The sequence below is a fragment of the Amycolatopsis lurida genome, from assembly GCF_900105055.1.
Lineage (GTDB): Bacteria > Actinomycetota > Actinomycetes > Mycobacteriales > Pseudonocardiaceae > Amycolatopsis > Amycolatopsis lurida.
Map to the genome: position 1 here is coordinate 57,549 of NZ_FNTA01000001.1, position 26,637 is coordinate 84,185.

Consider the following 26,637-nt stretch of genomic DNA (forward strand, 5'->3'; position numbering starts at 1 on the left):
CCCTGCGAGAGTCGTCTTGTGCCAGAAAACGACAACCCGGAGGGCCCGATGACCGCCACCATCCTCGACGCCGAACGCGCCGACCTGCTCGAAGCCCTCGACGCCGTCCGCGCCGCGCTGACCACCACCGTCCAGGGGCTCACGGACGAGCAACTCGACGAGCGTCCGACGGTCAGCGAACTGAGCCTCGGCGGCCTGATCAAACACGTCGCCTCGATCGAGGAGATGCGGTTGCGCTTCGCGGTCGAGGGCCCGTCCGCGATGACCTACGACCTGCCGGAAGGCGTCACCTGGGCCGACCTCGGCTCCGGGACCGCCCGCGAGTTCCCGCAATGGGCGATCGACCACCAGAACAACTTCAGGATGCTGCCCGGCGACACGCTCGCGGGGATCCTCGCGCGCTACGAGCAGGTGGCCGCGCGGACGAACGAAATCGTCTCGTCCATTCCGGACCTTTCCGCGACGCACCCACTGCCGGAGGCACCCTGGAACCCGCCGGGCGCGGTGTGGAGCGTGCGCCGCGTGCTGACTCACGTCATCGCCGAGACCGCGCAGCACGCCGGCCACGCCGACATCCTGCGGGAAAGCATCGACGGCCGGAAATCGACCTGATCAGCGCGCGATCTCGTCGCGAAGGCCAGCCGCCGTACGAGGCTTTGCCGGATCTGCCGCCGAACGTGCGGTTCGTCGACTTCAGCGGCTACTTCTGCACGGTCGAGATCTGCCACATGTCGACGATGTCGGCCATCGCGGAGAAGGCGGTCACCGAGGCGCTCGGCTGGGGCGGACGATCACACGGAGGAACCGCCACCCGGCGGGTGATCCAGACAACAAATCGCCGTTGGATTGCGTAATAATGCACTGATTCGATGGTATGACGACACTTTGTGCAACGATCATCCCTTATCGGTGCATCGAAACGGCGGATATCGTCGTCGGTATGAAGGTCGCCGTCCATCAGGGCTCGTACGCCGAGCTGCCGTCCGCCGTCGCGGCGTCGGGCGCCGATCTCGTGATCGCCGCCGAGATGAGCACCACCGGCTATCACATCGGCGCCCGTTCCCGCGAGCTCGCCGAACCGGCCGACGGGCCGACAGCGAAGCGGATGTCCGCGCTGGCAAGGGAAACCTGTGTCGCACTGGCCTACGGGTACCCCGAGTCCGCGGACGGCCGCGTGTACAACAGCGTCCAGCTGATCGGCCCCGGCGGACAGCGCCTGGCGAACTACCGCAAGACACATCTGTTCGGCGACATCGACCGTGACTGGTTCGAACCGGGTACCGAGGCGGTCGTGCAGGCCGAACTCGACGGCCTGCGGATCGGCCTGCTGATCTGCTACGACGTCGAGTTCCCCGAACTGGTGCGGGCGCACGCGCTGGCGGGGACCGAACTCCTCGTGGTGCCGACCGCGTTGATGAGCCCGTACGAACTGGTCGCCGACACGCTGGTGCCCGCCCGCGCCTACGAAAGCCAGCTGTTCGTCGCCTACGCGAACCGGTGCGACACCGAACAGGAGCTGACCTACTGCGGCCGCTCCTGCGTCGTCGCTCCGACCGGCGAAGTGCTCGCCCGCGCGGGCACCGATCCGGCGCTGATCAGCGCCGAAGTCCCCCGTGACGCGCTCGTCGCGTCGCGTCTGGAGAACACCCACCTCGCCGACCGACGGCCCGAGCTGTACCGAGGACTTTCCGCATGACCTCCGCCCTCCCGACCGCGATCCACCACGACGAACCGGCGGGCCGCCCGATCACCATGTTCGGCCCCGATTTCCCGTTCGCCTACGACGATTTCCTCGCCCACCCCGCCGGACTCGGCTCGCTCCCCGCCGAACGCCACGGCACCGAGGTGGCGGTGATCGGCGGCGGCCTCTCCGGCATCGTCACCGCGTACGAGCTGATGAAACTCGGCCTGCGCCCGGTCGTGTACGAGATCGCCGAGATCGGTGGCCGCCTCCGCACGGTGAACTTCCCCGGCTGCCCGGACGACGTCGTCGCGGAGATGGGCGCGATGCGCTTCCCGCCGTCGTCGACCGCGCTCTTCCACTACATCGACAAGGTCGGCCTGGAGACGACACCGTTCCCGAACCCGCTCGCGGAGGGCACGCCGAGCACCGTCGTCGACCTCAAGGGGGAGAGCCACTACGCGCGCACGGCGGACGACCTTCCCGCCGTCTTCGGCAAGGTCGCGGCCGCCTGGGACAGCACGCTGTCCGAGCAGGCCGCGTTCACCGAGATGCAGATGGCGATCCGCGAACGCGACGTGAAGACGATCAAGCGGCTGTGGAACGAGCTCGTGCCGCGCCTGGACAACCAGACCTTCTACGGCTTCCTCTGCGACTCGCCCGCGTTCGCCTCGTTCCGTGACCGTGAGATCTTCGGGCAGGTCGGCTTCGGGACCGGCGGCTGGGACACCGACTTCCCCAACTCGATCCTGGAGATCCTGCGGGTGGTCTACACCGGCGCCGACGACGAGCACCGCAGCATCGTCGGCGGCAGCAGGCGGCTTCCGTTGCGGTTGTGGGAACACGCGCCCGAAGACATCGCGTTCTGGCCCGCGGGAACGAGTTTGAGCTCGCTGCACGGCGGGAGCCCGAACCCCGGCGTCGCCAGGTTGCACCGCACCGCGCCGAACAACATCACCGTGACCGACACCGAGGGCCGCATCCGTACCTATCCGGCGGCGGTGTTCACCGCGCAGAGCTGGATGCTGCTGTCGAAGATCGCCTGCGACGAGGCGCTGTTCCCGATCGACCACTGGACGGCGATCGAGCGCACGCACTACATGGAGTCCTCGAAGGTCTTCGTCCCGGTCGACCGGCCGTTCTGGCTGGACAAGGACCCGGCGACCGGCCGCGACACGATGAGCATGACGCTCACCGACCGCATGCCGCGCGGCACGTACCTGCTCGGCGACGACCCGGACGCGCCCGCGGTGATCTGCCTGTCCTACACCTGGGCCGACGATTCGCTGAAGTGGCTGCCGCTCTCGGTTTCCGAGCGGGTCGAGGTGATGCTGCAGTCGCTGCGGGAGATCTACCCCGGCGTCGACGTCCGGCGGCACATCATCGGCGACCCGGTGACCGTGTCCTGGGAGGCCGAACCGCATTTCATGGGCGCGTTCAAGGCCAACCTGCCCGGCCACTACCGCTATCAGCACCGGCTGTTCACCCACTTCAAGCAGGACCGGCTGGAGGAGCGCCACCGCGGTCTCTTCCTGGCGGGCGACGACGTCTCGTGGACGGCGGGCTGGGCCGAAGGCGCCGTCCAGACGGCGCTGAACGCGGTGTGGGGCGTCCTGCACCACTTCGGTGGCGAGACCGACCCGGCGAACCCGGGACCGGGCGACGTCTACGACGAGATCGCGCCCGTCGAGCTGCCCGACTGAGCGCGGCGGTCCACCAGCCACGCCGTGCCCGCCGCGAGGAGGGCGCCGAGTACCGCGCCGATGGTGTTCATCAGCCAGTCGTTGGTGTCGCAGGCGCGGCCGATCGCGGGCACGAGCGCCTGGAGCGTCTCGATCACGGCGGACAGCGCCGAACCCGCCGCGAGCATCGTCACCGGGCGCCGGGACGCCAGCGCGGCGAAGCAGACCGGCGGGAGGAACAGCGCGACGTTGGCCAGGAGTTCGACCGCGCCCGGCGTGGGCACGGAGAACTGGACGGTGCACAGGATCCCGTCGATCGTGTGCGCCGTCGGCACCAAGGTCAGTGCCAAGACGGGGAGCAACGACACTCCGGCGAGTGCCCAGAGGATCCGGCGCCTGCTCGCGAACAGGCGGCCCAGGACGGCGCAGACGAGCGCGACCAGCAGGATCGCCACCGGCACGAGGGCGGAGTGGTCGAGCAGGAAGTTCGTGATCATGGCGGGCCGATCCTACGGAGGGGTCCCTACGCCGGCTTCAAGGTAGAGAAGCGTGGTTCCCGGCTGGCCGATGGCTGCTGGGGTCGTGAGTGGTAAGTGTCGTTCTAACCCTCTTTGCCACTCACGACCCTCGCGAAAACGCGTGAATTACCTGAATCGGGCACTCCCTGCTTCGCTCAGCCGGTGAACCCGACCTCCGCCGACGGCACGACGCGCACCCGTCCGCCGGGATGGATCGCCGTGCTCAGGAGCAGGTTGTGCCGGGCGATGACCTGTTCGGCCGTCAGTCCCGTGGTGGGGTCTCCGTCGGCGGACGGCGCGTGGCCGTCGGCGACCAGCACGACGTCCAGCCCGTGGCTCTGCGCGGCCCGGGCGGTCGCGTCGACGCAGTAGTCGGTGGCCAGCCCGGTCAGCACCACGGTGTCGACGCCCCGGTCGACCAGCAGACCGGCCAGCCCGGTGCGGTAGAAGGAGTCCGTCGCGGTCTTGTCGACCACGACGTCGACCGGCTCGAGACCGAGCAGCGCGCTGACCCGGGTGCCCGGCGACGAGGGATCGAAGTCGGTGCCGGGAGCGCCGATCTGCCGCAGCGCGATCACCGGGACGCCGTTCTCACGGGCCCGCCGGGCGAGCCCGGCGATCCGGACCGCCAGCTCCTCGCCGCGCCAGACCAGGGGAACGAGCATTTCCTGCATGTCGACGATCAGCAGCGCGGCCCTCATACGCGGCAGCCTAGGGCAGCGCGGCGGGCGACTCCGCCTCCGGGATGAGCAGCCGGGGCGCGCCGGCCCCGTTGGCGGGGACGGCCCAGACATCGGAGTGTCCTTGCGTGCGCGGGAGGGCATAGGCGACGGTGCGGCCGTCGAGCCAGGCCGGCTGGTCGTCAACGCTCCGGGTCTCGGCCAGCGGGGTCACCGTGCCGCTCGCGAGGTCGAGCACCGAGACCCGCCAGCCCTTCGCGGGGTCGCCGTCGACGGCGGACTTGTGGGCGATGCGGGTTTCGTCGGGGGAGAGGGACGGGCATTCGACGTTGTCCCGCAACGTCCGCACGGTGCGGGCCTTCGAGTCGCCCTCGACGAGGTAGCGGTGGGAACCGGTCGACATGGTGGCGTAGAACCGGTTCGGCTGCCGGGTGAAGGTGACGCCCCAGAAGTTGACGTCGGCCGCCTTGTACGGCTTGCCGTCCACGGTCACCGCGAACTCTTCGAGCGTGCCCTCGACCTCGCCGGTGGTGAGGTCGAGGGTGCCGGCGCGGGTGGAGAACCGGCCGCCGTTGTAGGAGTCGCCGGTGACGAACACCGTCCAGGACAGCCTCTGACCGTCGGCCGAGACGCGCGCCCGGTTGGGCACCCCGACCAGCGGGATCTCCTGTGTCACCGCGAGACGGCGATCGAGCACGGCCAGCTGGTAGGTGGTCAGCCCGGTTTCCGGCCGCAGGCAGATCCCGGTGCCGCCGGCCGCGTGGACCCGGCTGCAGGACACGGTCGACACCGCACGTGCCCCGCCCGGGTCGGCCGCGCTGACACTGGACACGTGGCCGCGGTCGGCGTCGGCGGTGCTGCGGAACAGCAACCGCGGGCCGTCGAGGCTGACGGCGTCGCTGGTGCCCGCCGACGCGGTGTCCTGGTTGCGCGCGCCCGCCACCCCGACGTAGATCACGGCGGCCGCGATCAGCGCGAGTGTTCCGGTGACGGCGATCAGGACGCGGGTGCGGGCGTTCACGGTCGTGCCTTCCTGCGGGGGAGCCGAAGAACTAGTGAGGTGTAAGGCGAAGATTTCCGGAGCGAAGGCCTCCGTGCTCATGGCCGAGACGTGTCGCGAAAGCCACTTTCGCTGGGGCTCGCGCGGGGGCGCAGTGGGTTGCCTCGCCGTCCACGGAAGCCGCCCGCGGGCGCGTCCACAGAGGACACGCCCGCGGAGTTCACCCGATCACTGCCACACGCTGGTGATCGGCGGCTTGTTCGCCGCGTTGGCGATGCCCGGCAGGCCGAACGCCGCCTCGATCGTGCGGAGGATCGAGTAGTGGTTGATGGATTCGCTGTAGCTGCCCGGCTTCACGTGGGCACCGACGAACGTGGTGAAGATCTGGTTCACCGACGTCCCGCTGTCCTCGTCGAAATTGACGATCAACAGGCTGTTGTGCGTCTTGGCCCACTGCGCGTAGGCGTCGAGGTTCTTCTTCAGCCATTTGTCACCGGTGTCGACCGGGCAGTCGTGCATGTCGCTGCACAGGTCCGGGGTCACGAAAGCGACGTCCGGCAGCTTGGTGAAGTCGCTGGGGAACGACGAGAACCGTTTGTTCGCCGACGACGGCACATTGCTGAAGCTGACCCAGCTGTTGTGCTTGCGGGCGTATTTTCCCTTCGTGCAGCCGGTGTAGCCGTCCGAAGGCATGCTCTCCGCATAGCCGACGAACTTCTTGCCGATTCCCGCCAGCTGGGAAGCGATGTTCTCCTTGTTCCCGAGATCCTGGCATTTGTTGCTGTCGACACCGTGCGTCGAGCCCGCGAACTGGGCGATGTAGTTCGGCTGGCTCGGGTGCGTCGTGCCGTACGCCTTGGTGAACTTGGCCCCCTGCGAGGCGAGCTGGTTGAAGTACGGCGCCTTCGAGCTACCGCTGATCTCCTTGTAGTCCTTGTTTTCGAACATCACGAGGACGATGTGGTCGAACGCGGGCACCGCCGCCGCGGCGGGCTCCACCGCGGCGGCGGGACTGTCCTGATGGGACACCACCAGCGCCGTGGCCAGCCCGGTCGCGGCCACGGCCGCGACCGCGATCCGTTTCCAGAACATTGAAACCTCCTGGGAAAAAGGTTGAAACTTTGACGACCGACCGTCGGGTTCAGCGGCGCTCCGCAGGCGTCGACAGAGTCGAGACATCAGATGTCTCAGGAGCATTTAAACGGTAGGGGAGTCCGCGGCCCATCAAGATCGCCTGACTGGAGCAATCGGCGGGCGTGGAACGCCCCAAAACCGGCATTACTTGGCATGAAACCATGTAAACCGGGCACTCACCTTGTGTTCGGGCACGCGAACCGATCAACTTATGGCAACTCGCTGATTCAGCCGGTCGACGGTGGCGGTGCCATTGCACCGGCTTCATGGTGTACTCATCCGACCATTGGTTAAGCTGGTCGGCGTGAAGCCCTTTTCGCCGAGACCGGCCGGATACACGATCGAAGAACTCTCCACGATCGTCGGCATGTCGGCGCGCAATATCCGGGCCCATCAGACGAGGGGCTTGCTCGCCCCGCCGGTGCGGCACGGGAGGTCCGCCTACTACGGCCCTGCCCACCTGCGGCGCCTGCGGCGGATCACGATGCTGCAGAAACAGGGCTTCAATCTGGTCTCCATCGCCGCGATGCTCGGAACGGCCACAGTGGACGGCGTCGAGCGGCTGGACGCGGCGATGGCCGACATCGCCCGTGACCAGCCCGGCGTCGTCCGGTGCCTGGAGCGGCACGGCGTGCTCGGGCGGGACGACACGGGGGCGCCGTCCGTCGTGCGCCCGTCGGTTTCGCGCGCGGTGGCGGAGCTCGCCGGAGCCGGGGTGCCGCCCGCCGTGACGTTGCGGTTTCTCGGGCAGTTCATGGACCGGGTCGCGCCGCTGGCAGGCGAGCAACTGGCCGCGCTCAAAGCCCAGAACGGCGGTGTATCGGGGGCTCCCTTGGCCTGTTTCGCCGACCTTCTGGTAAGCGCTTTCAGGACGACCGTGGAGAACGCGGCCGAAGTCACTTTCGCAGACGGGGAGCCAGGGCCGCGGCCCCCGAGGTGACCGTCGCCGTCGCCACGTCGAGGCTCGTGCCGTCGATGAAAGCGGACAGCATGACGACGACGCGGCCAAAGGCACGGAAAGCGCTTTCTCGCTTCGGCGACTGAGCCGGGAAAACGGGCGTCCACATCGGCCGATCGGCCGATGTGGACCCCTCGTCCGGTGGATGTGCCTGCTCAGGAGCGCTGGACGATGATCTGATCGACCAGGGTGCCGTCGGCACTGATCGCGCGGACGTCCATTTTGGGCGGTGTGGTGCCCGTGCCCGCGATAACGCCGACCGAGACCAGGCTGTAGCCGCGGAACCGGACGCGGGACCAGGTGACCTTCTTGGTGCGGTCCTGTCCGTCCCGTTCCGAGTACTTCATCGGGACCGGGGTGTCGTTGGCGGTCTCGTGGCCGAGGTAGGTGTCCGGTGCCGGGAATTCGGAGACACTGCCGCCCCCGCCACCCGCGGTGATGTAGGTCGTCCCGTCCTTGACCGGGTCGGTCGTCCCGCGCGACGGCACCTTCTTGACGGCTTTACCCGCCCGGATGGGGTCGGTGCGTTCGTAGATGTGGTTGTGGCCGTTGAGCACGAGGTCGACCTGGTACTTGTCGAACAGCGGGGCCCAGTCCTTCTGCGCGCCGAGTTCCGCGCCGTTGGAATGGCAGGTGGAATACGTGCACTGGTGGCAGTAGACGACGATGAAGTCGATGGTGGGATCGGCGCGGAACGCGGCGAGCGTCCTGCCGAGCCACGTGAGCTGCTTGCCCTTGGTGTAGTCCAGATTGGACGGACTGTTGTAGCAGACGTCGTTGCCGTCCAGGCTGATCAAACCGACGTTCTGATAGCGCCACGAGTAGATGCAGGTCGAGCCGTTCCAGGCGTTGTCCGGCATGGTGAAGCGTGCCCGCACGCCGCCGTACCCGTCCGCGGAGTACCAGCCCTCCATCTCATGGTTGCCGAGCGCCATCATCCATGGGATCCCCGCGGTGACCGGCTCGTTCTGCACGAAGAAGGAGTCCCAGAGTCGCGCGTCGTACTTGTCCTCCTCCGGATGCCCGCCCTCGCCTTCGAGTGCGTAGCTCAGGTCGCCCATGGCGAGATGGAAGGCCGGATCGAGGCCCGCGATCAGGCTGCTGGTCGCGACGGCGTTGTAGCCGACACCCTGGTCACCGAAAGCGGTGAAGGAGAACGTGCCGTCGCCGCCGGGGGCGGGAGCGGTGCGGAAGCTCGCCATTTCGCCGAGCCTGGCGGCCGGGTCGTAACCCTCGTGGCCGACGACGTAGTAGTACGTGGTGTTGGGCAGGAGCCGGTCGATCCGGGCGTGGAGGTAGTACTGGGTGATCGATTTCGGGCTGTTCGGCGGGACCTCCTCGACGGGGTGCTGCCAGGACATCTGGCTGGTCAGCGCCCGGACTTCGGCCGGGATGGGCGGGCTGAAGTCGCCGGGAACCGTGCCGATCCGGACGAACGGCGCGGTCACCGCCGCGGGTACCTGCCAGGAGACCACGACTTGCTGGGACGGGTCGGCCCCGTAGGCGATGTGCCGTCCGAACGGGCGCAGCGCCGACCCCGCGACCTTGTCGGCGTTGAGCAGCACGGTCGGCCCTGGGGAGGCCGCGGCGGATCCGGGGAGGAGGACGCCGCCGGCGGCGAGTGCCGCGCCGCTCACCGCACCCACCCGGAACAGGGTCCGCCGTGAGTACCGATTGACGAACTTGTCGTGTTTCTCGGCCAAGCTGAGCCGACGATAGGCTTGAGACCTGCTGTTCCGTGGAGTTTCGGCCATGAAGCCGAAGTTAAGAAGGCTTCTTAACCAAGTCAATACGTAGGTGGTTGTTCCTTGACCGGCTGCACGGAACCGTGCAGCGACTTCGGGCATAGGGGACTAAGCGCCGACCTCGTGAGTGTTTAGGACGGTTCTAACCGTCCTAAACACTCACGAGGCCGAGCGGCGGCGCACCCCGTCAGACCAGTTCCGAGGAGACGACCGACGGAAGCTCGCGCAGGCGCTCCAGGAGCGGCTCGACCTCATCGGCGTCGATCAGGACCGCGCAGGTCATGGTGCTTTCGCGGACTCCGTCGCGAACGTCGACGGACAGGTCGTGGACCAGGCAGCCGAGCGCCTCGACCAGGCCGGGGATCTGCTCGACGCCGCCGACGAAATAGGTCGCGATCCGGCGGCGGACCAGCATGGACGAACGAGGGGCGGGAACCTGGAAAACGGTGATCGACATCGTGGACTCCAAGAGCGGGAAACGTACAGGCCATGGAGGGCCAGGTCCCGGGAGATGCCCCGTATCGAGGGGTCGCCGGATTGCGCGCCGGCGACCTGGTTCAGCCGGCGCGCTTGACTACGAGTCGGGTAAAGCGGCGCACGGCGACAGGCTAGCACGTCACGAGAGGCGCAGCCGGGCCCCTTGTTCGCGGACGTGCGCGGCGGACCCGCAGTCGAGGTCCAGCTGCCGCTGCCGCTCGGCCACGAACGCCCTGCCGAGGCCGGTCCGGTCCGAAGTGGACAGTGTGCGCCGGAGGTCGTTCAGCAACCCGCGTTCTTCCGTGCGGATATGGGCGTCCACCGAATTCTCCAGCGCCACCAAGGCTTTCTCGGGATCGGCGGCTTCCAGTACGGCCAGCAGCTCGTCCCCGAGCCCGCTCTCCGTCGCATCGGGACGGACGATCCGTTCGGTCGCGGTGGCATGGGCGACCAGGGCCGCCGAGAGTTCCGCGATCAGTGCCGGCCGGTCGGCCTCGTCGTTGCGGAGGTCGCGGAACAGCTGTTCGATCCGGCGGTGATCGGCCAGGACGACCTCGACCAGGTCCGAGCCAGGGGGAGCGGCGGTCGGCCCCGGGCGCATCCAGCCGAACGTCAGTTCCACGGCCTGGCGCCAGTGCGAGTATTCGCTGTCGCGGCGGGCGGGGTCCATCGTCGGCAGCCACTGCCCGGCGCGGTGCCAGTTCCGGCGCAGGCCCTCCAGATCCGGCCAGTACCCGACCGACAGCCCGGCCGCGTACGCCGCGCCCAGCGACACCGTCTCGGCGACCATCGGGCGCACCACCGGCACGTCGAGGACGTCGGCGACGAACTGCATCAGCAGGTTGTCGGCGGTCATCCCGCCGTCCACCTTGAGCGTCGTCAGCGCGAGCCCGGAATCGGCGTTCATCGCGTCGACGACCTCACGGGTCTGCCAGCCGGTCGCCTCCAGCACGGCCCTGGCCAGGTGCCCCTTGGTGATGTACGACGTCAGCCCGGCGATCACGCCGCGTGCCTCGCTGTGCCAGTGCGGCGCGAACAGGCCCGAGAAGGCGGGCACGATGTAGCAGCCGCCGTTGTCCTCGACCGTGCGGGCCAACGTCTCGATCTCAGGCGCGCTGCCGATCAGTTCGAGCCCGTCACGGAACCACTGCACCAGCGACCCGGTGACGGCGATCGACCCTTCAAGGGCGTAGACGGCGGGCTCGTCGCCGATCTTGAACCCGACGGTGGTCAGCATGCCGTGGGTCGACAGCACGGGCGTCGGGCCGGTGTTGAGCAGCAGGAAGCTGCCCGTGCCGTACGTGCACTTCGCCTCGCCGGGCGCGAAGCAGGTCTGGCCGAACAACGCCGCCTGCTGGTCGCCGAGCGCCGCCGCGATCCGGATCCCCGGCACCACCCGTGACGTCGCCCCGTACACCTCGGTCGACGGCCGGATCCGCGGCAGCATCGCGCGCGGGACGTCGAAGAACTCCAGCAGCTCGTCGTCCCAGGACAGCGTCCGCAGGTTCATCAGCATGGTGCGCGAGGCGTTGGTGACATCGGTGACGTGCACGCCGCCGTCGGGCCCGCCGGTCAGGTTCCAGATCAGCCAGCTCTCGACCGTCCCGAACAGCACGTCACCGCGCTCGGCGCGTTCCCGCAGGCCAGGGGTCCTTTCCAGCATCCACCGGATCCGGGGAGCGGAGAAGTACGTGGCCAGCGGCAGCCCGCACAGCCGCCGGACGCGATCGGCGCCCGGCTCGCGGGCGAGCTGTTCGAGCATCGCGTCGGTGCGGGTGTCCTGCCAGACGATCGCGCGGCCGACCGGATTGCCGGTGTACCGGTCCCACAGCACCGTCGTCTCGCGCTGGTTGGCGATGCCGAGGCCGACCACCTGCGCCGGTTCGACGCCGGCGTCGGCCAGCGCCTGCGGCACGATCCGGCCGACGTTGCGCCAGATCTCCGTCGCGTCGTGCTCGACCCAGCCGGGCCGGGGGAAATGCTGCTGGTGTTCGCGCTGCGCGACCGACACCAGCCTGCCGCGCGCGTCGAACAGGATGCACCGCGTCGAGGTGGTGCCCTGGTCGATCGACATCACGTAGCGCTGGACCACGCGAGCACCTCCATCACCATCGGGACGCGCCGAGGTCGCGGGAGACCGCCCGTGCCGCGTCGCGCACGTGGCCGAGCAGCCGCGGGATCGGGCTGCCGTCGGCTTCACAGATCCGTTCCGTCGCGCCGGACACCCCGATCGCGCCGACCACGATGCCGCCGTGGCCGCGGATCGGTGCCGCGATCCCGGCCTCACCGGTGATCATCTCGCCGTTCTCGCTCGCCCAGCCCGCCTCGCGCACCTTGCCGCAGGCGCGTTTGATCGCGGTTTGGGTGACCAGGGTCCGGCGGGTGTAGGCCTCCGGCTCGCCGGTGCGCAACGATGCCACGAGACCGGTGTCATAGGCCAGAAGGACTTTCCCGAGCGCCGTCGCGTGCAACGGCAGAAGCGTGCCGACGTCGAGGGTCTGAAGGCTGTCGTCGGGGCGGAAAACGTGGTGCACCACCAGGACCCGGCCCTCCAGCGGAGCGCCGATCCGGACGGCTTCACCGCTGCGGGCGGCCAGCGCGTCGGCCCAGTTGATCGCGCGGGACCGGAGTTCGTTGACGTCGAGGTAGCTCGTGCCGAGATGCAGGAGTGCCGCGCCCAGTTGGTATTTGCCGGTGTCGCGATCTTGTTCGACAAAGCCGACCCCTTGCAGGGTACGCAGGATTCCGTGCGCCGTTCCCTTGGCGAGTTCGAGGGAATCGGCGATCTCGCCGACCCCCAGACGCCCCGAACCGCGCGCCAGCAACCGCAGGATCGCGGCGGCGCGCTCGATGGACTGGATCGGACCGGGCACGGCACAACCGTAGCCCGACCGGCCCTGATTCGACAATGTCGAACATCGTCTTCGACCGTTCGACAATGCCGACCGGTGTCCGTTGACCCCGGGTTTCCGCGAACTTAACTTCGGCCTCAACAGGGCAACGGTGTCCTTTGTGGAGGAAGCAATGGTGCGAAACCTCAAAGCTCGCGGACTGGCGGGCGAACTGGCGGCGGAGTTCGTCGGGACGATGATCCTCATCCTGTTCGGCTGCGGGGTGGTGGCTCAAGTCGTCGCCGCGGGCATCGGGGATCACGACAGCATCGCGTGGGCCTGGGGAATCGGTGTCACGCTCGGTATCTACGTGGCTTCACGGATCAGTGGCGCGCATCTGAACCCCGCCGTCACCGTGGCGCTCGCGGTGTTCAAGGGCTTCTCGTGGCGCAAGGTCGCCCCGTACGCCCTGGCGCAGACCGCCGGCGCGTTCCTGGGCGCGCTGCTGGTGCGCTGGAACTACACCGAGGTGCTCAACGCCGCCGATCCCGGCCTGACGATCAAGACCCAGGGTGTGTTCTCCACTCTTCCGGGTAACGGAACCCTGCCGGTGGGTGACTGGGGCGCGTTCCGCGACCAGATCATCGGGACCGCGATCCTCGCTTTGGTGATCTTCGCCATCACCGACCTCCGCAACACCGCGCCCGCCGCGAACCTCGCTCCGGTCGTCGTCGGCTTCCTGGTGGTCGCGATCGGCATGGCCTGGGGCACCAACGCCGGCTACGCGATCAACCCCGCCCGCGACTTCGGCCCGCGGCTGATGTCCTGGCTCACCGGTTACGACACCGCGTTCACCGACCAATACGGCTATCCGTACTGGTGGATCCCGATCGTGGCGCCCGTCATCGGCGCGGTGATCGGCGGTGCGATCTACAAGTTCTTCATCGAGCGTTACCTGCCCGCCGACCCGGCACCGGAAGCCTTGCCCGCCAAGGACATCGAGCGCGTTTCCTAGGGAGACTCCGCCATTCGGGGTGCAACCCCGAACCCGCCCGGAGGCTCCGCCCCGGACCCCGGAAAGAGAGGGAATCATGTCTGACTACATCGGCGCCGTCGACCAGGGCACCACCAGCACGCGCTTCATGATCTTCGACCACGGCGGCAACGAGATCGCCCGCCACCAGCTCGAGCACGAGCAGATCCTCCCCAAGCCGGGTTGGGTCGAGCACGACGCCACCGAGATCTGGGAGCGGACCCGGTCGGTCATCGCCACGGCGCTCAACAAGGCGAAGCTGACCGCCGCCGATCTCGCGTCGCTCGGCATCACCAACCAGCGCGAGACCACCGTGGTGTGGAACCGCCGGACCGGGCGTCCGTACTGCAATGCCATCGTGTGGCAGGACACCCGCACCGACCGGATCGCGTCGGCGCTGGAGCGCGAGGGCAAGGGCGACGTCATCCGGCGGAAGGCCGGTCTGCCGCCCGCCACCTACTTCTCCGGCGGCAAGCTGCAATGGATCCTGGAGAACGTCGAAGGCGTCCGCGAAGACGCCGAAAAGGGTGACGCGCTCTTCGGCACCACCGACACCTGGCTCATCTGGAACCTCACCGGCGGCCCCGACGGCGGCGTCCACGTGACCGACCCGACCAACGCGTCGCGCACCATGCTCATGGACCTGGAAACGCTGGAGTGGGACGACGAACTGCTGTCGTTCTTCGGCGTCCCCAAGCAGATGCTGCCGTCGATCGCGCCGTCTTCGAACAACGGCCGCTTCGGTGTCACCCGTGCGGACGGCCCGCTCGGCGGCGAGGTCGCCATCACCGGTGTGCTCGGCGACCAGCAGGCGGCGACCGTCGGCCAGGTGTGCTTCCGTCCCGGCGAGGCCAAGAACACCTACGGCACGGGCAACTTCCTGCTGCTCAACACCGGGCACGAGGTCGTGCGCTCGAAGCACGGCCTGCTTACGACTCTGGCCTACCAGTTCGGCGACGAGAAGCCGGTGTACGCGCTGGAAGGCTCGATCGCCGTCACCGGTTCCGCCGTGCAGTGGCTGCGCGATCAGCTGGGCATCATCAGCGGCGCGTCCCAGAGCGAGAGCCTCGCCCGCCAGGTCGAGGATAACGGTGGCGTCTACTTCGTCCCCGCGTTCTCCGGGCTTTTCGCCCCGTACTGGCGTTCCGACGCGCGCGGCGCGATCGTCGGCCTCACCCGAGCCACCACCAACGCGCATCTGGCGCGGGCGACCCTCGAAGCGATCTGCTACCAGACCCGCGACGTCGTCGAGGCCATGCAGAACGACTCGGGCGTCACGCTCGACGTGTTGCGTGTGGACGGTGGCGTGACCGCGAACGAACTCTGCATGCAGCTCCAGGCGGACATCCTCGGTGTGCCGGTGTCGAAGCCGGTCGTCGCGGAGACCACCGCGCTCGGGGCCGCCTACGCGGCCGGGCTCGCCGTCGGGTTCTGGAAGAGCACCGACGAGCTGGAACAGAACTGGAACGAGGACAAGCGCTGGGAGCCGTCGTGGACGGACGAACAGCGCGCCGAGGGCTACGCGGGCTGGCAGAAGGCCGTCGGCCGCACGCTCGACTGGGTCGAGGTCGAGTGAGCCCGATGAACAGGAGGAACAGAGTGACACCCGTACCGCTTTCCCCGGTCTACCGTGCCGAGACGCTGCGCAAGCTCGCTCGCGAGGAGATCGACGTCCTCGTCGTCGGCGGGGGAGTGACCGGTGCCGGCGTCGCGCTCGACGCGGCGTCGCGCGGGCTCTCCGTCGCGCTCGTCGAGGCCCGTGACTTCGCCGCGGGCACGTCCAGCCGATCGTCCAAGCTGATCCACGGCGGGCTGCGTTACCTGGAGAACCTGGACTTCAAGCTGGTCCGTGAGGCGCTGAAGGAACGGAGCCTGCTGCTGCAGACACTGGCGCCGCATCTGGTCCGGCCGGTGAAGTTCCTCGTGCCGCTCAAGCACCGCGTCTGGGAACGCGGCTACATCGGCGCGGGGGTCACGCTCTACGACACCCTCGGCGGTGCGCGGGCCCTGCCGCGGCACCGGCATCTGTCCAAACGCGGCGCGGGCAAGGTCGCTCCCGGCCTCGCGGACGACGCCCTCATCGGCGCCATCCAGTACTACGACGCGCAGGTCGACGACGCGCGCCACACGATGACCATCGCGCGGACCGCGGCCGAACAGGGCGCCTCCGTCCTCACCCGCGCCCGGGTCACGTCGCTGCTCCGCGACGGCGAACGCGTCGTCGGCGCCAAGGTCGTCGACCGCGAGAGCGGCGCGGAGATCGAGGTCCGGGCGAAGACGGTCGTCGCGGCCACCGGCGTGTGGAGCGACGACATGGCCGAAGCGGCGGGCATCCCCGCGCCCTTCACCGTGCGCGCGTCGAAGGGTATCCACCTGGTGGTGCCGCGCGAGAAGATCGACCTGGACACCGGGCTGATCCTGCGCACCGAGAAGAGCGTCCTGTTCGTCATCCCGTGGGGGCGGCACTGGATCGTCGGCACCACCGACACCGAATGGGACCTCGACCGCGAACACCCGGCGGCCAGCCAGGCGGACGTCGACTACGTGCTCGATCACCTCAACGCGGTCCTGCGCACGCCGATCACCGCCGACGACATCGAAGGCGTGTACGCGGGGCTTCGGCCGCTGCTGGCCGCGAAGGCGACGTCGACGACGAAGCTCTCGCGGGAGCACGCCGTGGCGCATCCGGTACCGGGCCTGGTGATCGTCGCCGGCGGCAAGTACACGACGTACCGCGTGATGGCCGCCGACGCCGTCGACGTCGCGGTGGAGGACCTCGGCCGTCCCGCGCCGTCGTCGTGGACCGAGCGGCTGCCGATCGTCGGCGCGACGGGCTACCACGAGCTGTGGGGCGCGCGGCACTCGCTCGTGCAGCGCACGGGGCTGCCCATCGCCCGCCTCGAGCACCTGCTCCAGCGCTACGGCACCGCGATCGAGGACATCCTGGAGTCGATCTCGGAACGTCCCGAACTGGGTGAAGCCATCCCGGGGACGGCGGAGTACCTGAAGGCGGAGGTCGTCTACGCCGTTTCGCATGAGGGCGCGCTTCACCTGGAGGACGTCCTGACGCGACGCACCCGCATTTCCATCGAGGAACGGGACCGTGGTGTGACGGCGGCGCCGGTGGTGGCGGAGCTGATGGCGCCGCTGCTGGGCTGGGATTCGCACAAGCAGGAGCGCGAGGTCGCCAATTACCTCGCGCGGGTCGAGGCTGAGCGCTCCGCCCAGGCCCAGCCGGACGACGAAGCGGCCAACGCCAGCCGCCTCGCGGCTCCGGCGCTGCTGCCCAGCTGACGTGGGCTGAAGGGGCCCTTCGCCGCATGCGACGCGGCGAAGGGCCCTTTCGTCGCGTCGCATGCGGGCATGGCTCCCTTCAGCCCGGCTACTTCAGCCAGTCGAGGTAGCGGGTCTCGGCGACGCGGGCGCCGTCCTTCGTGGTGAGGACGTCGCCCTTGACGGCGGCGAACATGCCCGCGGTCTCGTCGACGATCACCGGACGCCGGTCTCCCTTGGCGGACAAGGTGATCCGGCCCAGTTCGTCGAGCGGGTAGACGTCCGGGCCGCCCACGTCGAGGGTGCCGTTCAGCGGCTTTCCCGCCGACACCTCGGAAACGGCGGCGGCGACGTCCGCCGCGGCGATCGGCTGGATCGGCGTACTGGGCAGGCGGACCGCCGTCTCGTCGGAGGTCCAGGACAGGACCGCGCCGACGAATTCCATGAACTGGGTGGCGCGGACGATCGAGTAGGGGAGACCGCTCTCCTTGAGGATGTTCTCCTGCAGGGTCTTCGCCCGGTAGTAGTCGAGGTCGGGCACCTGGTCGACGCCGACGATCGACAGGATCACGAAGTGCCCGGTGCCCGCCTTCTTCGCGGCCGCGACGAGGTTGTCCATCGACGTCCGGAAGAACGCGGGGGAGGCGTCGTCGAAGGTCGGCGAATTCGTGAGGTTGACGACCACGTCGGCGCCGTCGAGCGCGGCGTCCAGCCCTTGACCGGTGAGCAGATCGACCCCGGTGGAGGGCGAATGCGGCACGGCCTCGTGGCCCGCCTCGTTCAGGTTGCGCACGACCTGTGAACCGATCAGCCCGGTCCCGCCGATGATCGCGAATTTCATGACCCAGTGCCCTTCGTCGATGCGTCCGGTTAACCCGGACAACTTATGTCCGAAATACTACTCGGACATGTTGTGTCCGAGTCAAGAGGCGGGTTAGAGTCGTCCGGGTGAAGATGTCCGGTGGGGTCGAGTGGGCCCTGCACTGCTGTGTCGTGCTGACCTCGGTCGACGAACCCGCGCCCGCCGCGCGCCTGGCACAGCTGCACGACGTCTCGCCGAGCTACCTCGCGAAACAACTCCAGGCCCTTTCGAAGGCCGGTCTCATTCGGTCGGTCCAGGGGAAAGCCGGGGGATACGTGCTCACCCGGCCGCCGTCGGAGATCACGGTGCTCGACGTCGTCGAGGCCATCGACGGGCCAGGGCCCGCTTTCGTCTGCACCGAAATCCGGCAGCGCGGTCCGATGGCGACCCCGCCCGAGGCGTGCTCGGCGCCGTGCGCGATCAGCCGCGCGATGGCGAACGCCGAGGTCCAGTGGCGGGCGGCGTTGCGGGCGGTCTCCATCGCGGATCTGGCTGACGACGTCCGTGGTGACTACGGTCCTGGCGCGCTCGCCGGGATCGGCGCGTGGTTCAAGGCCGCCGAGGGGTAGCGGGCATCAGCGCGGTCGCGGCCATGGTCGCCACCACCAGCACCGCCGCGAGCGAGAACGCCTGTGCCGAAGAGCGGCCGTGCAGGAAGACGGTGCCGAACACCGCGATGCCCAGCGTCGCGCCCACCTGCTGCACCGCGTTCAGCAGCCCCGCCGCCGATCCGGTCTCCTGTGGACGGACGACGGACAGTGCCGCGGTGAAGAACGGCACCGTGAACAGTCCCAGGCCGAGTCCGCCGACCCCGAGCGCGACCGGCAGCGGACCCGCGATCGCCAGCAGGATTCCCGCGAGCAGCAGTGTCAGGCCGGCGAAGGCGACCCGGGATCCGTACCGGGGCACGAGCCATTTGCCCGCCACCCAGGAAGAAATCGCCAGCCCGCCCGACCACGGCAGCAGTGTCAGCCCGGACGTGAGTACGCCGCGTCCCTCGTCGAGCTGCTGGTGCAGGACCACCACGAGCATCACCCCGTTCATCACGGCGAAGAACAGGGTCGACGCCGCCAGCGCCGCGGGAAAACCGCGGTGGGCGAACAGGCTCGGCTCGACCAGGGGATGACGTCGGTTCCGCTGGTGGAATCCGAACAGCACCAGCACGGCGGCCCCGGTGGTGAAGAGAATCCAGCTCCACCTGTCGATCAGCGGTTACACGACGAGCCCGATGCCGAGCGAGACGAGCACGGTGCCCGGCACGTCCAGCCGGACCGGATGCTCCGCGCGGTCTTCCGGCAGCAGCCGCCCGGCCATGAGCACCACGATCGAGATCGGCACATTCACCAGGAACGCCGCCCGCCACGAAACCAGATCCGTCAGGAGGGCGCCGAGCAGCGGCCCGCTCACCGCGGACAGCCCGACCACCGGACCGTTCCAGCCCAGTGCCGCCGCCAGCGCCGGCCCCGAGAACAGGACCTTGATCAAGCCGAAGGTCTGCGGGATCACCAGCGCCGCCGCGATGCCCTGGACCGCTCGCGCGCCGATCAGCACATCCGTGCCCGGCGCGAGCGCGCAGCACAGCGAGGCCAAGGCGAACACCGCGACGCCGGACAAGAACACACGGCGGCGGCCCAGCAGGTCGCCGAGCCTGCCGCCGGTGATGAGGAGTACCGCGAACGGGAGGGTGTAGGCGGCGCCGAACCACTGGATGGCGGAGGCGGGGCCGCCGAGGTCCGCGTGGATCGCCGGGCCGGCGACCTGGGTGATCGTCGCGTCCAGCACGTTCATCGCCTCCGCCGCGAGCAGTGTGGCGAGCGGAACCGATCGGGCCTTCGTCAGTTGCATGATCGAGAGCGTGCGGTGAAGATGAATTCTGTTCCAGGCAGCCCGGACCGGATGGACGAAATCTTCCATGCTCGACGACATAGACCGTGCTTTGATCCATGCCCTGCAGATCGACGCCCGTGCGTCGTTCAGCCGGATCGGGGCGGTGCTCGGTGTCTCGACCCAGACCGTCGCCCGGCGCTACCAGCGGCTCCGCGCCGAATCCGGGTTGCGTGTGGTGGGCCTGCCCGATCCGGATCGGGCAGGCTTGACGCAGTGGCTCGTCCGCCTCAGCGCACAGCCCGCCACCGCGCGGACGCTCGCCCGCTCGCTGGCCAGGCGGCCGGACACGTCCTGGGTCAAGCTCACCTCGGGCGGCACGGAGATCGTGACGATCGCGCACACGCCGAGACACGAGCAGAGCGCCATGCTGCTGCACGACATCCCGCGCACCGCGAGCGTCACCGCGGTGTCCGCGCATTTCATCCTGCACACCTACCTCGGCGGACCGACGGCATGGCGCGGGCGGGTCGCCGCACTGACGGAGGACCAGCAGGAGGCGTTGCGGCCGCCGGAACCCGTCGCCGACGAGACCCCGCTGACCGCGGCGGACCACGCGCTGATCGCCGCTCTCCGGCACGACGGCCGAGCGAGTATCGCGGATCTCGCCGCGGTGGCGGGGCTGGCCCCGGCGACCGCGACCCGTCGCCTGGCGGATCTGCGCGCACGGGGAGCGCTCTTCTTCGACGTCGAAATCAGTGCTGCCTTGTACGGCGTGACCACGCAGGCGTTCCTGTGGATGGCCGTCGCGCCGGCGGACCTCGACGAGGTGGCGACGACGCTGGCCACTCACGATGAGCTCGCCGTCGTCGTCGCCACGACCGGGCCCACCAACCTGGCCGCGCAGGCGCTGTGCCCGGATCCCGCCGCGCTACACCACTACCTCACGCACCGGCTGGGCGCGCTGCGTGCGATCCACACGGTGCACACCGCGCCGGTGCTGGAGATCGTGAAGGCGGTCGGCCCGCTCACGGCTTGAACCGGTCGGCGTGTTCGGCGACCCACTGCGCGAAGGTACGGGCAGGCCGTCCGATCACCTTCTCGACCGTGTCGACCACTGTGCGCGCCTCCACCGGCGGATCGCTGTGCCAGCCGACGACGTATTCGGCGTCCGCGACCGAGACGCCGTCGGCCAGCAGCCGGTCGATCGCCTGCTGCCGGGTGATCCGCTCCAGGGTGATGTCGTGGCCGAGTGCGGCGGAGAGGATCGCGATCCGTTCGCTCGTGGTCAGTGCCTCCGGGCCGGTGAGGTTGTAGACCTTGCCCGAATGCCCGTCCTCCACGAGCGCTGTGGCGGCGACGGCGCCGATGTCGCCCTCGTGCACCACCGCGCTCGGGAGGTCGAACGGCTCACGGACCACCTTCCCGGTGCGGATGGAGTCGGTCCAGGTCAGCGCGTTGGACATGAACTCCTGTGGCTCGAGCCGCGTCCACTCCACCCCGGACTCGGCCATGGCCTGTTCCGTCGGCCCGACATAGCCGCCCCAGACGATGGTCATACGCCGCACTCCCGCGTCCACGGCGCGTTTGACCAGATCGGCGCCGACGTCGGCGAGTCCTGCCGTCACGGTGATGTGCAGCCGGGTGACGCCCTCGAAGGCTTCGGTGAGCGTTTCCGGTGCGGTGTGCGTGCCTTCCACCAGTTCGACGCCCGCCGGAAGCCGTGCCCCGGCGGGGTTCCTGGTGAGTGCCCGGACACGTTCCCCGCGGCGGACGAGTTCGGCCACGACGTGGCGGCCGGTGTTCCCGGTCGCGCCTGTTACCAAGACGGTCATGAGGGATTCCCTTCGTTTCCGGTGAAGGTAAAAGCTCAAGTAATGTGGAGGTCAAGCGGAGCCCGCTCTTGCTGCTGATGTTCGGCGGCACTTCTGTTCGCGCTGCCGTATACCGCCAAGCGGTGGAACCGGGAGCGCGTGGCCGGGTGACTTGCCGAGTCTTAGTTCATGGCAAAAATTAACACTCGGCATACCGGCCGGAAACTCTTGACGCGGCCGCCGGGGCCGGTGAGGATCGGCCGGTCCCCGCCTCCCGCAGAATGGACCAGACCATGGCAAGACGTGCCCGTGCGCGCCGAAGTCCGCTGATCGCCTTGATGAGTCTCACGCTGCTCGGCGGAGCCGTGGTGGCCACGCCCGCGGCCGTCGCCGCCGAACAACCCGTGATCGGGAAGCCCGCGTTCGACCGGGACGGTTGCGCCCGGATCGAGAAGAGCCTGCCGACGCTCGCCGACTGGCCGAAGGTGGAGAGCCGGTTCAAGGGCAAGGGCGGTGACGAGCAGCGGATCGCCCGGATCCTCGAAGGGATGACCCTGGAGGAGAAGGTCGGGCAGATGACGCAGCCCGAGATCGCGGCGATCACCCCCGACGAGGTCCGGCAGTACTCGATCGGCTCGGTCCTCAACGGCGGCGGTTCGTGGCCGAACAAGGACAAGCACGCCTCCCAGCAGGACTGGCTCAAGCTCGCGGACGCCTACTGGGAAGCCGCGAAGGGCAGCCGGACGAAGATCCCGGTCATCTGGGGCATCGACGCCGTGCACGGCAACAACAACGTGTACGGCGCCACCGTCTTCCCGCACAACATCGGGCTCGGCGCGGCGCAGGACCCGTGCCTGGTGCGCGACATCTCCGCGGCGACGGCCCGGCAGATCCGCGCCACCGGCCAGGACTGGGCGTTCGCGCCGACGCTGGCCGTCGTGAAGGACGACCGCTGGGGTCGCACCTACGAAGGGTTCTCCGAGGACCCGCGGATCACCAGGGCCTACGGCTACGAGGCGATCAACGGACTCCAGGACGGCTCGACCAAACGCATCGGCTACAACGGCGTGATCGGTACCGCCAAGCACTTCATCGGTGACGGCGGCACCCTCAAGGGCCAAGACCAGGGCGTCAACCCGTCCTCCGAAGCCGAGATGATCAACGTGCACGGCCAGGGCTACTACGGCGCGCTCGCGGCGGGCTCCCAGACCGTGATGGTGTCGTTCAACAGCTGGACCAACGCCGAACTCGGCATCGACGAGGGCAAGCTGCACGGCAGCGACAAGGCGCTGAACGAGATCCTCAAGGGCAAGATGGGCTTCGACGGCCTCGTCGTGTCCGACTGGAACGGTATCGGCCAGGTTCCCGGCTGCACCAACGCTTCCTGTCCGCAGGCGATCAACGCCGGCATCGACATCGTGATGGTGCCGAACGACTGGAAGGCGTTCATCGCCAACACCGTCGACCAGGTCAAGGGCGGCCAGGTCCCCCTTTCGCGAATCGACGACGCGGTGACCCGGATCCTGCGCGTCAAGCTGCGCTCGGGGCTGTACGAGTCGCAGAAGCCTTCGGACCGGTCCTACGCGAATTCCGATGAGGCGCTGAAGGAGACCTGGCTGGCCCGCGACGCCGTCCGTTCGTCGCAGACATTGCTGAAGAACAACGGCAACGTGCTGCCGCTGAAGCCGAAGTCGAAGGTCCTCGTGGTCGGCAAGAGCGCGGACAGCATCCAGAACCAGACCGGTGGCTGGACGCTGAGCTGGCAGGGGACCGGCAACACCAACGCCGACTTCCCGAACGCCACGTCGATCCTCGCGGGGCTCAAGCAGCAGCTCGGTGACGTCAACGTCACCTTCGACGAGAAGGGCGACACGGACCCGAAGGGCTACGACGCGGTCATCGCCGTCATCGGGGAGACCCCGTACGCGGAAGGTGTCGGCGACCTGACCAGGAAGACGTTGGAGGCATCGAAGCTCTACCCCGAGGATCTGGCCGTGCTGGACAAGGTTCGCGGGAAGGGCGCTCCCGTCGTCACCGTCTACGTCGGCGGCCGCCCGCTGTACATGAACAAGGAGATCAACCGGTCCGACGCGTTCGTCGCGGCCTGGCTGCCCGGTACCGAAGGTGGCGGCGTCGCCGATGTTCTGCTCAAGGGCGGGTTCAAGGGCAAGCTGCCGTATTCGTGGCCGAAGAGCGCGTGCCAGACGCCGCTGAACGCGGGCTCGGCCGACTACGACCCGCTGTTCAAACTCGGCTACGGCCTCAAAACCGGGCAGCGCGTCACCGTCGGTCAGCTGGACGAGACGGCCGGTCCGGTGACCTGTGGCTCGACCGGTGGCGGCGGCACGGCGACCGAGGATCTCGAGGTGTTCAACCGCACCGATGTCGCGCCGTACAAGGGTTTCATCGGTTCGGCAGAGAACTGGGGCGGTACCGAGATCGGCCCCGACGGCACTGCTTCACACGCTGAGATCGGCGTCGTCCAGTCCGATGTGAACGTCCAGCAGGACGGTCTCAAGGCGACTTGGACCGGCACCGGGCCGGCGCAGCTCTACTTCCAGAACCCGGCCGGTACCAACGATCTGAGGGGCTACCTCAACGCCGACGCGGCCTTGGAGTTCGACACCGTGGTGCACGAGGCGCCCGCCAACCGGACGGTGATCAGCATGCACTGCGTCTACCCGTGCTTCTCCGAGGTGAACGCGACCAAGCTGTTCACCGATCTGGCGGGGGCGCCGAAGTCGACGGTGAAGATCCCGGTGTCCTGTTTCGCGAACGGGCTGGATCTGGAGAACGTCAACACGCCGTTCCTGGTGTACACCGACGGCAAGTTCTCCGCTTCGTTCGCCAACGTGCGGTGGGTGCCCAAGGGGGCGCAAGACCCTGACGCGAGGCCTTGCTCGAGTCTGAGCTGATGTCCGGTCGTGAGTGATTCGGGTTCTTCCAGCGACCCGAATCACTCACGACCGCGCGGCCGCGACAAGTCCGCTGATCAGCAGATCCAGCGCGCGTGTGAAGTCCCGCTCGGGGTCGGGTGCTCCCAGTGTGGGCAGCGCGCGGCTGAAGTTCGGCAGCGCCGCCGGGTCGATCCGCCGTAGGTAAAGGTCTTGTCCGGCTTCGTCGCGGCGCGTCGTGGTGAACCCGGCGGTCGTCAACAGCAGGGAGCCGAACACGAGGCTGTTCAGCGCGCCCAGTGTCTGGCGGATCCCATCGTCCTCGAACCCGGCTTCGTAGAGCGCGCCGACGAGATCCTCGACCGGCCGCAGCGCTCGCAGCGAGTTCGGATTGGCCTCGTCGGTGGCCAGCGCCATCGGCACGACCGGATGCCGGGCGAGCGCGCGATAGAGGTTGAGCACGGTGGCCCGCACCCGTTCCGGCCACGGCGCAGCCGGATCGGCCGGTTCGATTCCGCTGTAGACGCGTTCCGCGATGCCGTCGAGAATGTCCGTCTTGTTCTTGACGTGGTTGTACAGCGCCATCGCTTCGACGCCGAGCGTCTTGGCGAGTTTGCGCATCGACAGCCCCTTGAGGCCCTCCTCGGCGGCCAAGGCGAGCGCCGCGTCCAGGACCTTCTCCCGGTTCAACGGTTCTCTCCGTGTCATCCCGCGCCCTTCGCTTGACAGGTTTACGGTGTATCTATCATATTTACAGTGTACATGTACGCTGTAAATACGGGGGTGTCGTGAACGACGTGATCATCGTGGGCGGGGGTCCGGTCGGCCTGCTGCTCGCGGGTGAACTCCGGCTGGCCGGGGCCGATCCACTCGTCCTGGAGGCGTCCGACGGAGCGGTCCGCCGGAACCGGAGCTTCGGGTTGCGCGGGATCAACGGCCGCACTTCGCAGTCCTTGCGGCTGCGTGGCCTGACCGAGGAATTTTCGAAGGCGCAGAAGGAAGCATCAGGCGCTTCGCGGCTGCTGAAAGGCAATCGTGCCAGGGGACACTTCGCGGGCTTGCCTCTCGTGGAGGACGAGGTCTCATCGGGGGCGGCCGGCGGGTTCGTGCTCAAACAGCATGTGCTGGAACGGATCCTCGCCGACTGGGCGATCGGTCTCGGCGTCCGCGTCCGGACGGACTGCGAGGTCGTCGACCTCGTCGACGAGGATTCGGCGGTCCGTGCCGTGCTCGCCGACGGCCGGTCCGAGCAGGCCGCCTATCTCGTGGGCTGCGACGGAGGGCGCAGTGTCGTGCGGAAGCGGGCCGGGATCGCGTTCCCCGGTACCGATGCGACGATGACCGGGCGGGTGGCACTGGCGGAACTCGCCGATCCCGGCGCGGTGGAGTCGACCATGCACGGCCCTGGCGGGATGGTGCGCACGTCGTTGGTGCCGGGCGAGATCTCCACCATGGAGTTCGACGGCGGGCCGGGTGACCGGGACGCGCCGCTGACGGCCGAGGAGATGCAGACGAGTATCGCTCGTGTCTCGGGCGTCGGCGTCGACGTCATCCGCTTCGGTGGCGGAATCCGCTTCAGTGACAACACACGGCTGGCCGCGACCTATCGGCGAGGGCGGGTCCTGCTGGCGGGCGACGCCGCCCACGTGCATTCGCCGATCGGCGGGCAGGGATTGAACCTGGGGCTCCAGGACGCGATGAACCTCGGCTGGAAACTGGGCCTTGTCGCCCGAGGACTGGCTCTGGAGTCCTTATTGGACAGTTACACCGCGGAGCGGCGTCCGGTGGGGGAGCGTGTACTGCGCAACACCCGGGCTCAGGTCGCGTTGCTGCGTCCCGGCCCGCAGGTCGCCGCGCTCCGTGAGGTGCTGGCGGAGACCCTGGAGATCCCGGCGGCCAAGCGGCACTTCATCGCCATGGGGAACGGCGCCGACATCGACTACGCGCCGGACGCGGCGCATCCCCTGGTCGGCCGGTTCGCTCCGCTGCCGCCGATGTCCGAGGACGGTCGCGCGGTCCTGGTGGCTCGCGACGACGAGGTCCGTGCCGCCGCGAACGGCAGGGTGCGACTGGTCGAGGCGGACGTCGACCAGGCCTTCCTGGTGCGGCCGGACGGCTACGTCGCCTGGGCCGCGCCGGATGGCGAGACGACTGGACTGACCGAAGCGCTCGCGTTCGCAGCGGGAGACGTGTATAAAGTGAAACGACCGTTCAAAATGTAACGATCGTTC

The 26,637-nt window shown here is 68.6% G+C and carries 25 protein-coding genes; 11 read left to right on the forward strand and 14 right to left on the reverse strand.

Translation table 11 applies throughout. From position 1 onward, the window contains the following. The first annotated feature begins 48 nt into the window (after window positions 1-48). Window positions 49-612: a DinB family protein gene (locus tag BLW75_RS00235; RefSeq protein ID WP_034316697.1), complete on the forward strand. Its 564-nt coding sequence runs from the start codon at window positions 49-51 to the stop codon at window positions 610-612. 88 nt (window positions 613-700) lie between these two features. On the opposite strand, the gene BLW75_RS43110 is transcribed toward BLW75_RS00235, so the two are convergent. Beyond that, window positions 701-958 carry a hypothetical protein gene (locus BLW75_RS43110; RefSeq protein ID WP_198935787.1) on the reverse strand — a complete coding sequence of 86 codons (258 nt, stop codon included), beginning with the start codon at window positions 956-958 and terminating at the stop codon, window positions 701-703. On the opposite strand from BLW75_RS43110, the gene BLW75_RS00245 reads away from it, so the two are divergent. Then, window positions 941-1,696 carry a carbon-nitrogen hydrolase family protein gene (locus tag BLW75_RS00245; protein ID WP_034316691.1) on the forward strand — a complete coding sequence of 252 codons (756 nt, stop codon included), beginning with the start codon at window positions 941-943 and terminating at the stop codon, window positions 1,694-1,696. The genes BLW75_RS43110 and BLW75_RS00245 overlap by 18 nt on opposite strands. Beyond that, complete coding sequence (locus BLW75_RS00250) at window positions 1,693-3,384, forward strand: flavin monoamine oxidase family protein (protein ID WP_034316688.1); 1,692 nt, start codon at window positions 1,693-1,695, stop codon at window positions 3,382-3,384. The genes BLW75_RS00245 and BLW75_RS00250 overlap by 4 nt, the downstream gene beginning before the upstream one ends. On the opposite strand, the gene BLW75_RS00255 is transcribed toward BLW75_RS00250, so the two are convergent. From BLW75_RS00255 to BLW75_RS00270, 4 genes are all read right to left on the reverse strand, one after another. Then, the gene (locus BLW75_RS00255) at window positions 3,348-3,860 is read right to left on the reverse strand and encodes a VanZ family protein (protein WP_034316685.1); all 513 of its coding nucleotides are present in this window, start codon (window positions 3,858-3,860) and stop codon (window positions 3,348-3,350) included. The two genes, BLW75_RS00250 and BLW75_RS00255, sit on opposite strands and share 37 nt — an antisense overlap. A gap of 176 nt (window positions 3,861-4,036) precedes the next feature. Then, window positions 4,037-4,582 (reverse strand): isochorismatase family protein, encoded by a 546-nt coding sequence (locus BLW75_RS00260; protein ID WP_091596367.1) that lies wholly within the window; start codon window positions 4,580-4,582, stop codon window positions 4,037-4,039. A gap of 10 nt (window positions 4,583-4,592) precedes the next feature. Continuing rightward, window positions 4,593-5,582, reverse strand: coding sequence for a TolB family protein (locus tag BLW75_RS00265; RefSeq protein ID WP_034316682.1), 990 nt, complete (start codon window positions 5,580-5,582; stop codon window positions 4,593-4,595). A gap of 207 nt (window positions 5,583-5,789) precedes the next feature. Next, complete coding sequence (locus tag BLW75_RS00270; protein ID WP_034316679.1) at window positions 5,790-6,653, reverse strand: alkaline phosphatase family protein; 864 nt, start codon at window positions 6,651-6,653, stop codon at window positions 5,790-5,792. Window positions 6,654-6,999: 346 nt separating this feature from the next. Here BLW75_RS00270 and BLW75_RS00275 point away from each other — a divergent pair, with 346 nt between their 5' ends. Beyond that, on the forward strand, window positions 7,000-7,635 hold the full coding sequence (locus BLW75_RS00275) for a MerR family transcriptional regulator (RefSeq protein ID WP_034316676.1): 636 nt from the start codon (window positions 7,000-7,002) through the stop codon (window positions 7,633-7,635). A gap of 173 nt (window positions 7,636-7,808) precedes the next feature. Here BLW75_RS00275 and BLW75_RS00280 read toward each other — a convergent pair whose 3' ends face one another. The 4 genes from BLW75_RS00280 to BLW75_RS00295 all read right to left on the reverse strand — a co-directional run bounded on the left by BLW75_RS00280 (window position 7,809) and on the right by BLW75_RS00295 (window position 12,748). Beyond that, on the reverse strand, window positions 7,809-9,356 hold the full coding sequence (locus tag BLW75_RS00280; RefSeq protein ID WP_241783836.1) for a purple acid phosphatase family protein: 1,548 nt from the start codon (window positions 9,354-9,356) through the stop codon (window positions 7,809-7,811). 229 nt (window positions 9,357-9,585) lie between these two features. Further along, window positions 9,586-9,855 carry a hypothetical protein gene (locus BLW75_RS00285; protein ID WP_034316670.1) on the reverse strand — a complete coding sequence of 90 codons (270 nt, stop codon included), beginning with the start codon at window positions 9,853-9,855 and terminating at the stop codon, window positions 9,586-9,588. A gap of 159 nt (window positions 9,856-10,014) precedes the next feature. Beyond that, window positions 10,015-11,967, reverse strand: a complete 1,953-nt coding sequence (gene glpK, locus BLW75_RS00290) for a glycerol kinase GlpK (protein WP_034316667.1) — start codon at window positions 11,965-11,967, stop codon at window positions 10,015-10,017. A 13-nt stretch (window positions 11,968-11,980) separates the two neighbouring features. Then, window positions 11,981-12,748: an IclR family transcriptional regulator gene (locus BLW75_RS00295; RefSeq protein WP_007033228.1), complete on the reverse strand. Its 768-nt coding sequence runs from the start codon at window positions 12,746-12,748 to the stop codon at window positions 11,981-11,983. Between the two features lie 151 nt (window positions 12,749-12,899). On the opposite strand from BLW75_RS00295, the gene BLW75_RS00300 reads away from it, so the two are divergent. The 3 genes from BLW75_RS00300 (at window position 12,900) to glpD (ending at window position 17,033) form a co-directional block, all read left to right on the forward strand. Further along, window positions 12,900-13,721, forward strand: coding sequence for an MIP/aquaporin family protein (locus BLW75_RS00300; RefSeq protein WP_034316663.1), 822 nt, complete (start codon window positions 12,900-12,902; stop codon window positions 13,719-13,721). Window positions 13,722-13,797: 76 nt separating this feature from the next. Next, complete coding sequence (gene glpK / locus BLW75_RS00305) at window positions 13,798-15,315, forward strand: glycerol kinase GlpK (RefSeq protein ID WP_034316660.1); 1,518 nt, start codon at window positions 13,798-13,800, stop codon at window positions 15,313-15,315. Between the two features lie 5 nt (window positions 15,316-15,320). After that, window positions 15,321-17,033: a glycerol-3-phosphate dehydrogenase gene (gene glpD, locus BLW75_RS00310; protein WP_034316914.1), complete on the forward strand. Its 1,713-nt coding sequence runs from the start codon at window positions 15,321-15,323 to the stop codon at window positions 17,031-17,033. Window positions 17,034-17,121: 88 nt separating this feature from the next. On the opposite strand, the gene BLW75_RS00315 is transcribed toward glpD, so the two are convergent. Further along, entirely contained in the window at window positions 17,122-17,853 is a 732-nt protein-coding gene (locus tag BLW75_RS00315; protein ID WP_034316657.1) for an SDR family oxidoreductase, read from the reverse strand. 113 nt (window positions 17,854-17,966) lie between these two features. Between BLW75_RS00315 and BLW75_RS00320 the strand changes: the two genes are divergently transcribed. Continuing rightward, on the forward strand, window positions 17,967-18,443 hold the full coding sequence (locus BLW75_RS00320) for an RrF2 family transcriptional regulator (protein ID WP_034316912.1): 477 nt from the start codon (window positions 17,967-17,969) through the stop codon (window positions 18,441-18,443). Here the strand turns inward: BLW75_RS00320 and BLW75_RS43285 are convergent. Both BLW75_RS43285 and BLW75_RS43290 read right to left on the reverse strand, forming a co-directional pair. After that, window positions 18,424-19,038, reverse strand: a complete 615-nt coding sequence (locus BLW75_RS43285; RefSeq protein WP_241783834.1) for an MFS transporter — start codon at window positions 19,036-19,038, stop codon at window positions 18,424-18,426. The genes BLW75_RS00320 and BLW75_RS43285 overlap by 20 nt on opposite strands. 48 nt (window positions 19,039-19,086) lie before the next feature. Beyond that, window positions 19,087-19,719, reverse strand: coding sequence for an MFS transporter (locus BLW75_RS43290; protein WP_241783832.1), 633 nt, complete (start codon window positions 19,717-19,719; stop codon window positions 19,087-19,089). Window positions 19,720-19,786: 67 nt separating this feature from the next. Between BLW75_RS43290 and BLW75_RS00330 the strand changes: the two genes are divergently transcribed. Continuing rightward, a complete protein-coding gene (locus tag BLW75_RS00330) occupies window positions 19,787-20,737 on the forward strand; it encodes an Lrp/AsnC family transcriptional regulator (RefSeq protein WP_034316654.1) in 951 nt (316 codons plus the stop codon). Here the strand turns inward: BLW75_RS00330 and BLW75_RS00335 are convergent. Beyond that, window positions 20,727-21,533, reverse strand: coding sequence for an NmrA family NAD(P)-binding protein (locus BLW75_RS00335; RefSeq protein ID WP_034316651.1), 807 nt, complete (start codon window positions 21,531-21,533; stop codon window positions 20,727-20,729). The two genes, BLW75_RS00330 and BLW75_RS00335, sit on opposite strands and share 11 nt — an antisense overlap. A gap of 317 nt (window positions 21,534-21,850) precedes the next feature. Between BLW75_RS00335 and BLW75_RS00340 the strand changes: the two genes are divergently transcribed. After that, window positions 21,851-24,427 carry a glycoside hydrolase family 3 protein gene (locus tag BLW75_RS00340; protein WP_034316648.1) on the forward strand — a complete coding sequence of 859 codons (2,577 nt, stop codon included), beginning with the start codon at window positions 21,851-21,853 and terminating at the stop codon, window positions 24,425-24,427. Between the two features lie 45 nt (window positions 24,428-24,472). On the opposite strand, the gene BLW75_RS00345 is transcribed toward BLW75_RS00340, so the two are convergent. After that, window positions 24,473-25,114: a TetR/AcrR family transcriptional regulator C-terminal domain-containing protein gene (locus tag BLW75_RS00345; protein ID WP_034316646.1), complete on the reverse strand. Its 642-nt coding sequence runs from the start codon at window positions 25,112-25,114 to the stop codon at window positions 24,473-24,475. 80 nt (window positions 25,115-25,194) lie between these two features. On the opposite strand from BLW75_RS00345, the gene BLW75_RS00350 reads away from it, so the two are divergent. Next, window positions 25,195-26,628, forward strand: a complete 1,434-nt coding sequence (locus BLW75_RS00350) for an FAD-dependent monooxygenase (RefSeq protein ID WP_091596371.1) — start codon at window positions 25,195-25,197, stop codon at window positions 26,626-26,628. The last annotated feature ends 9 nt before the right edge of the window (window positions 26,629-26,637 follow it).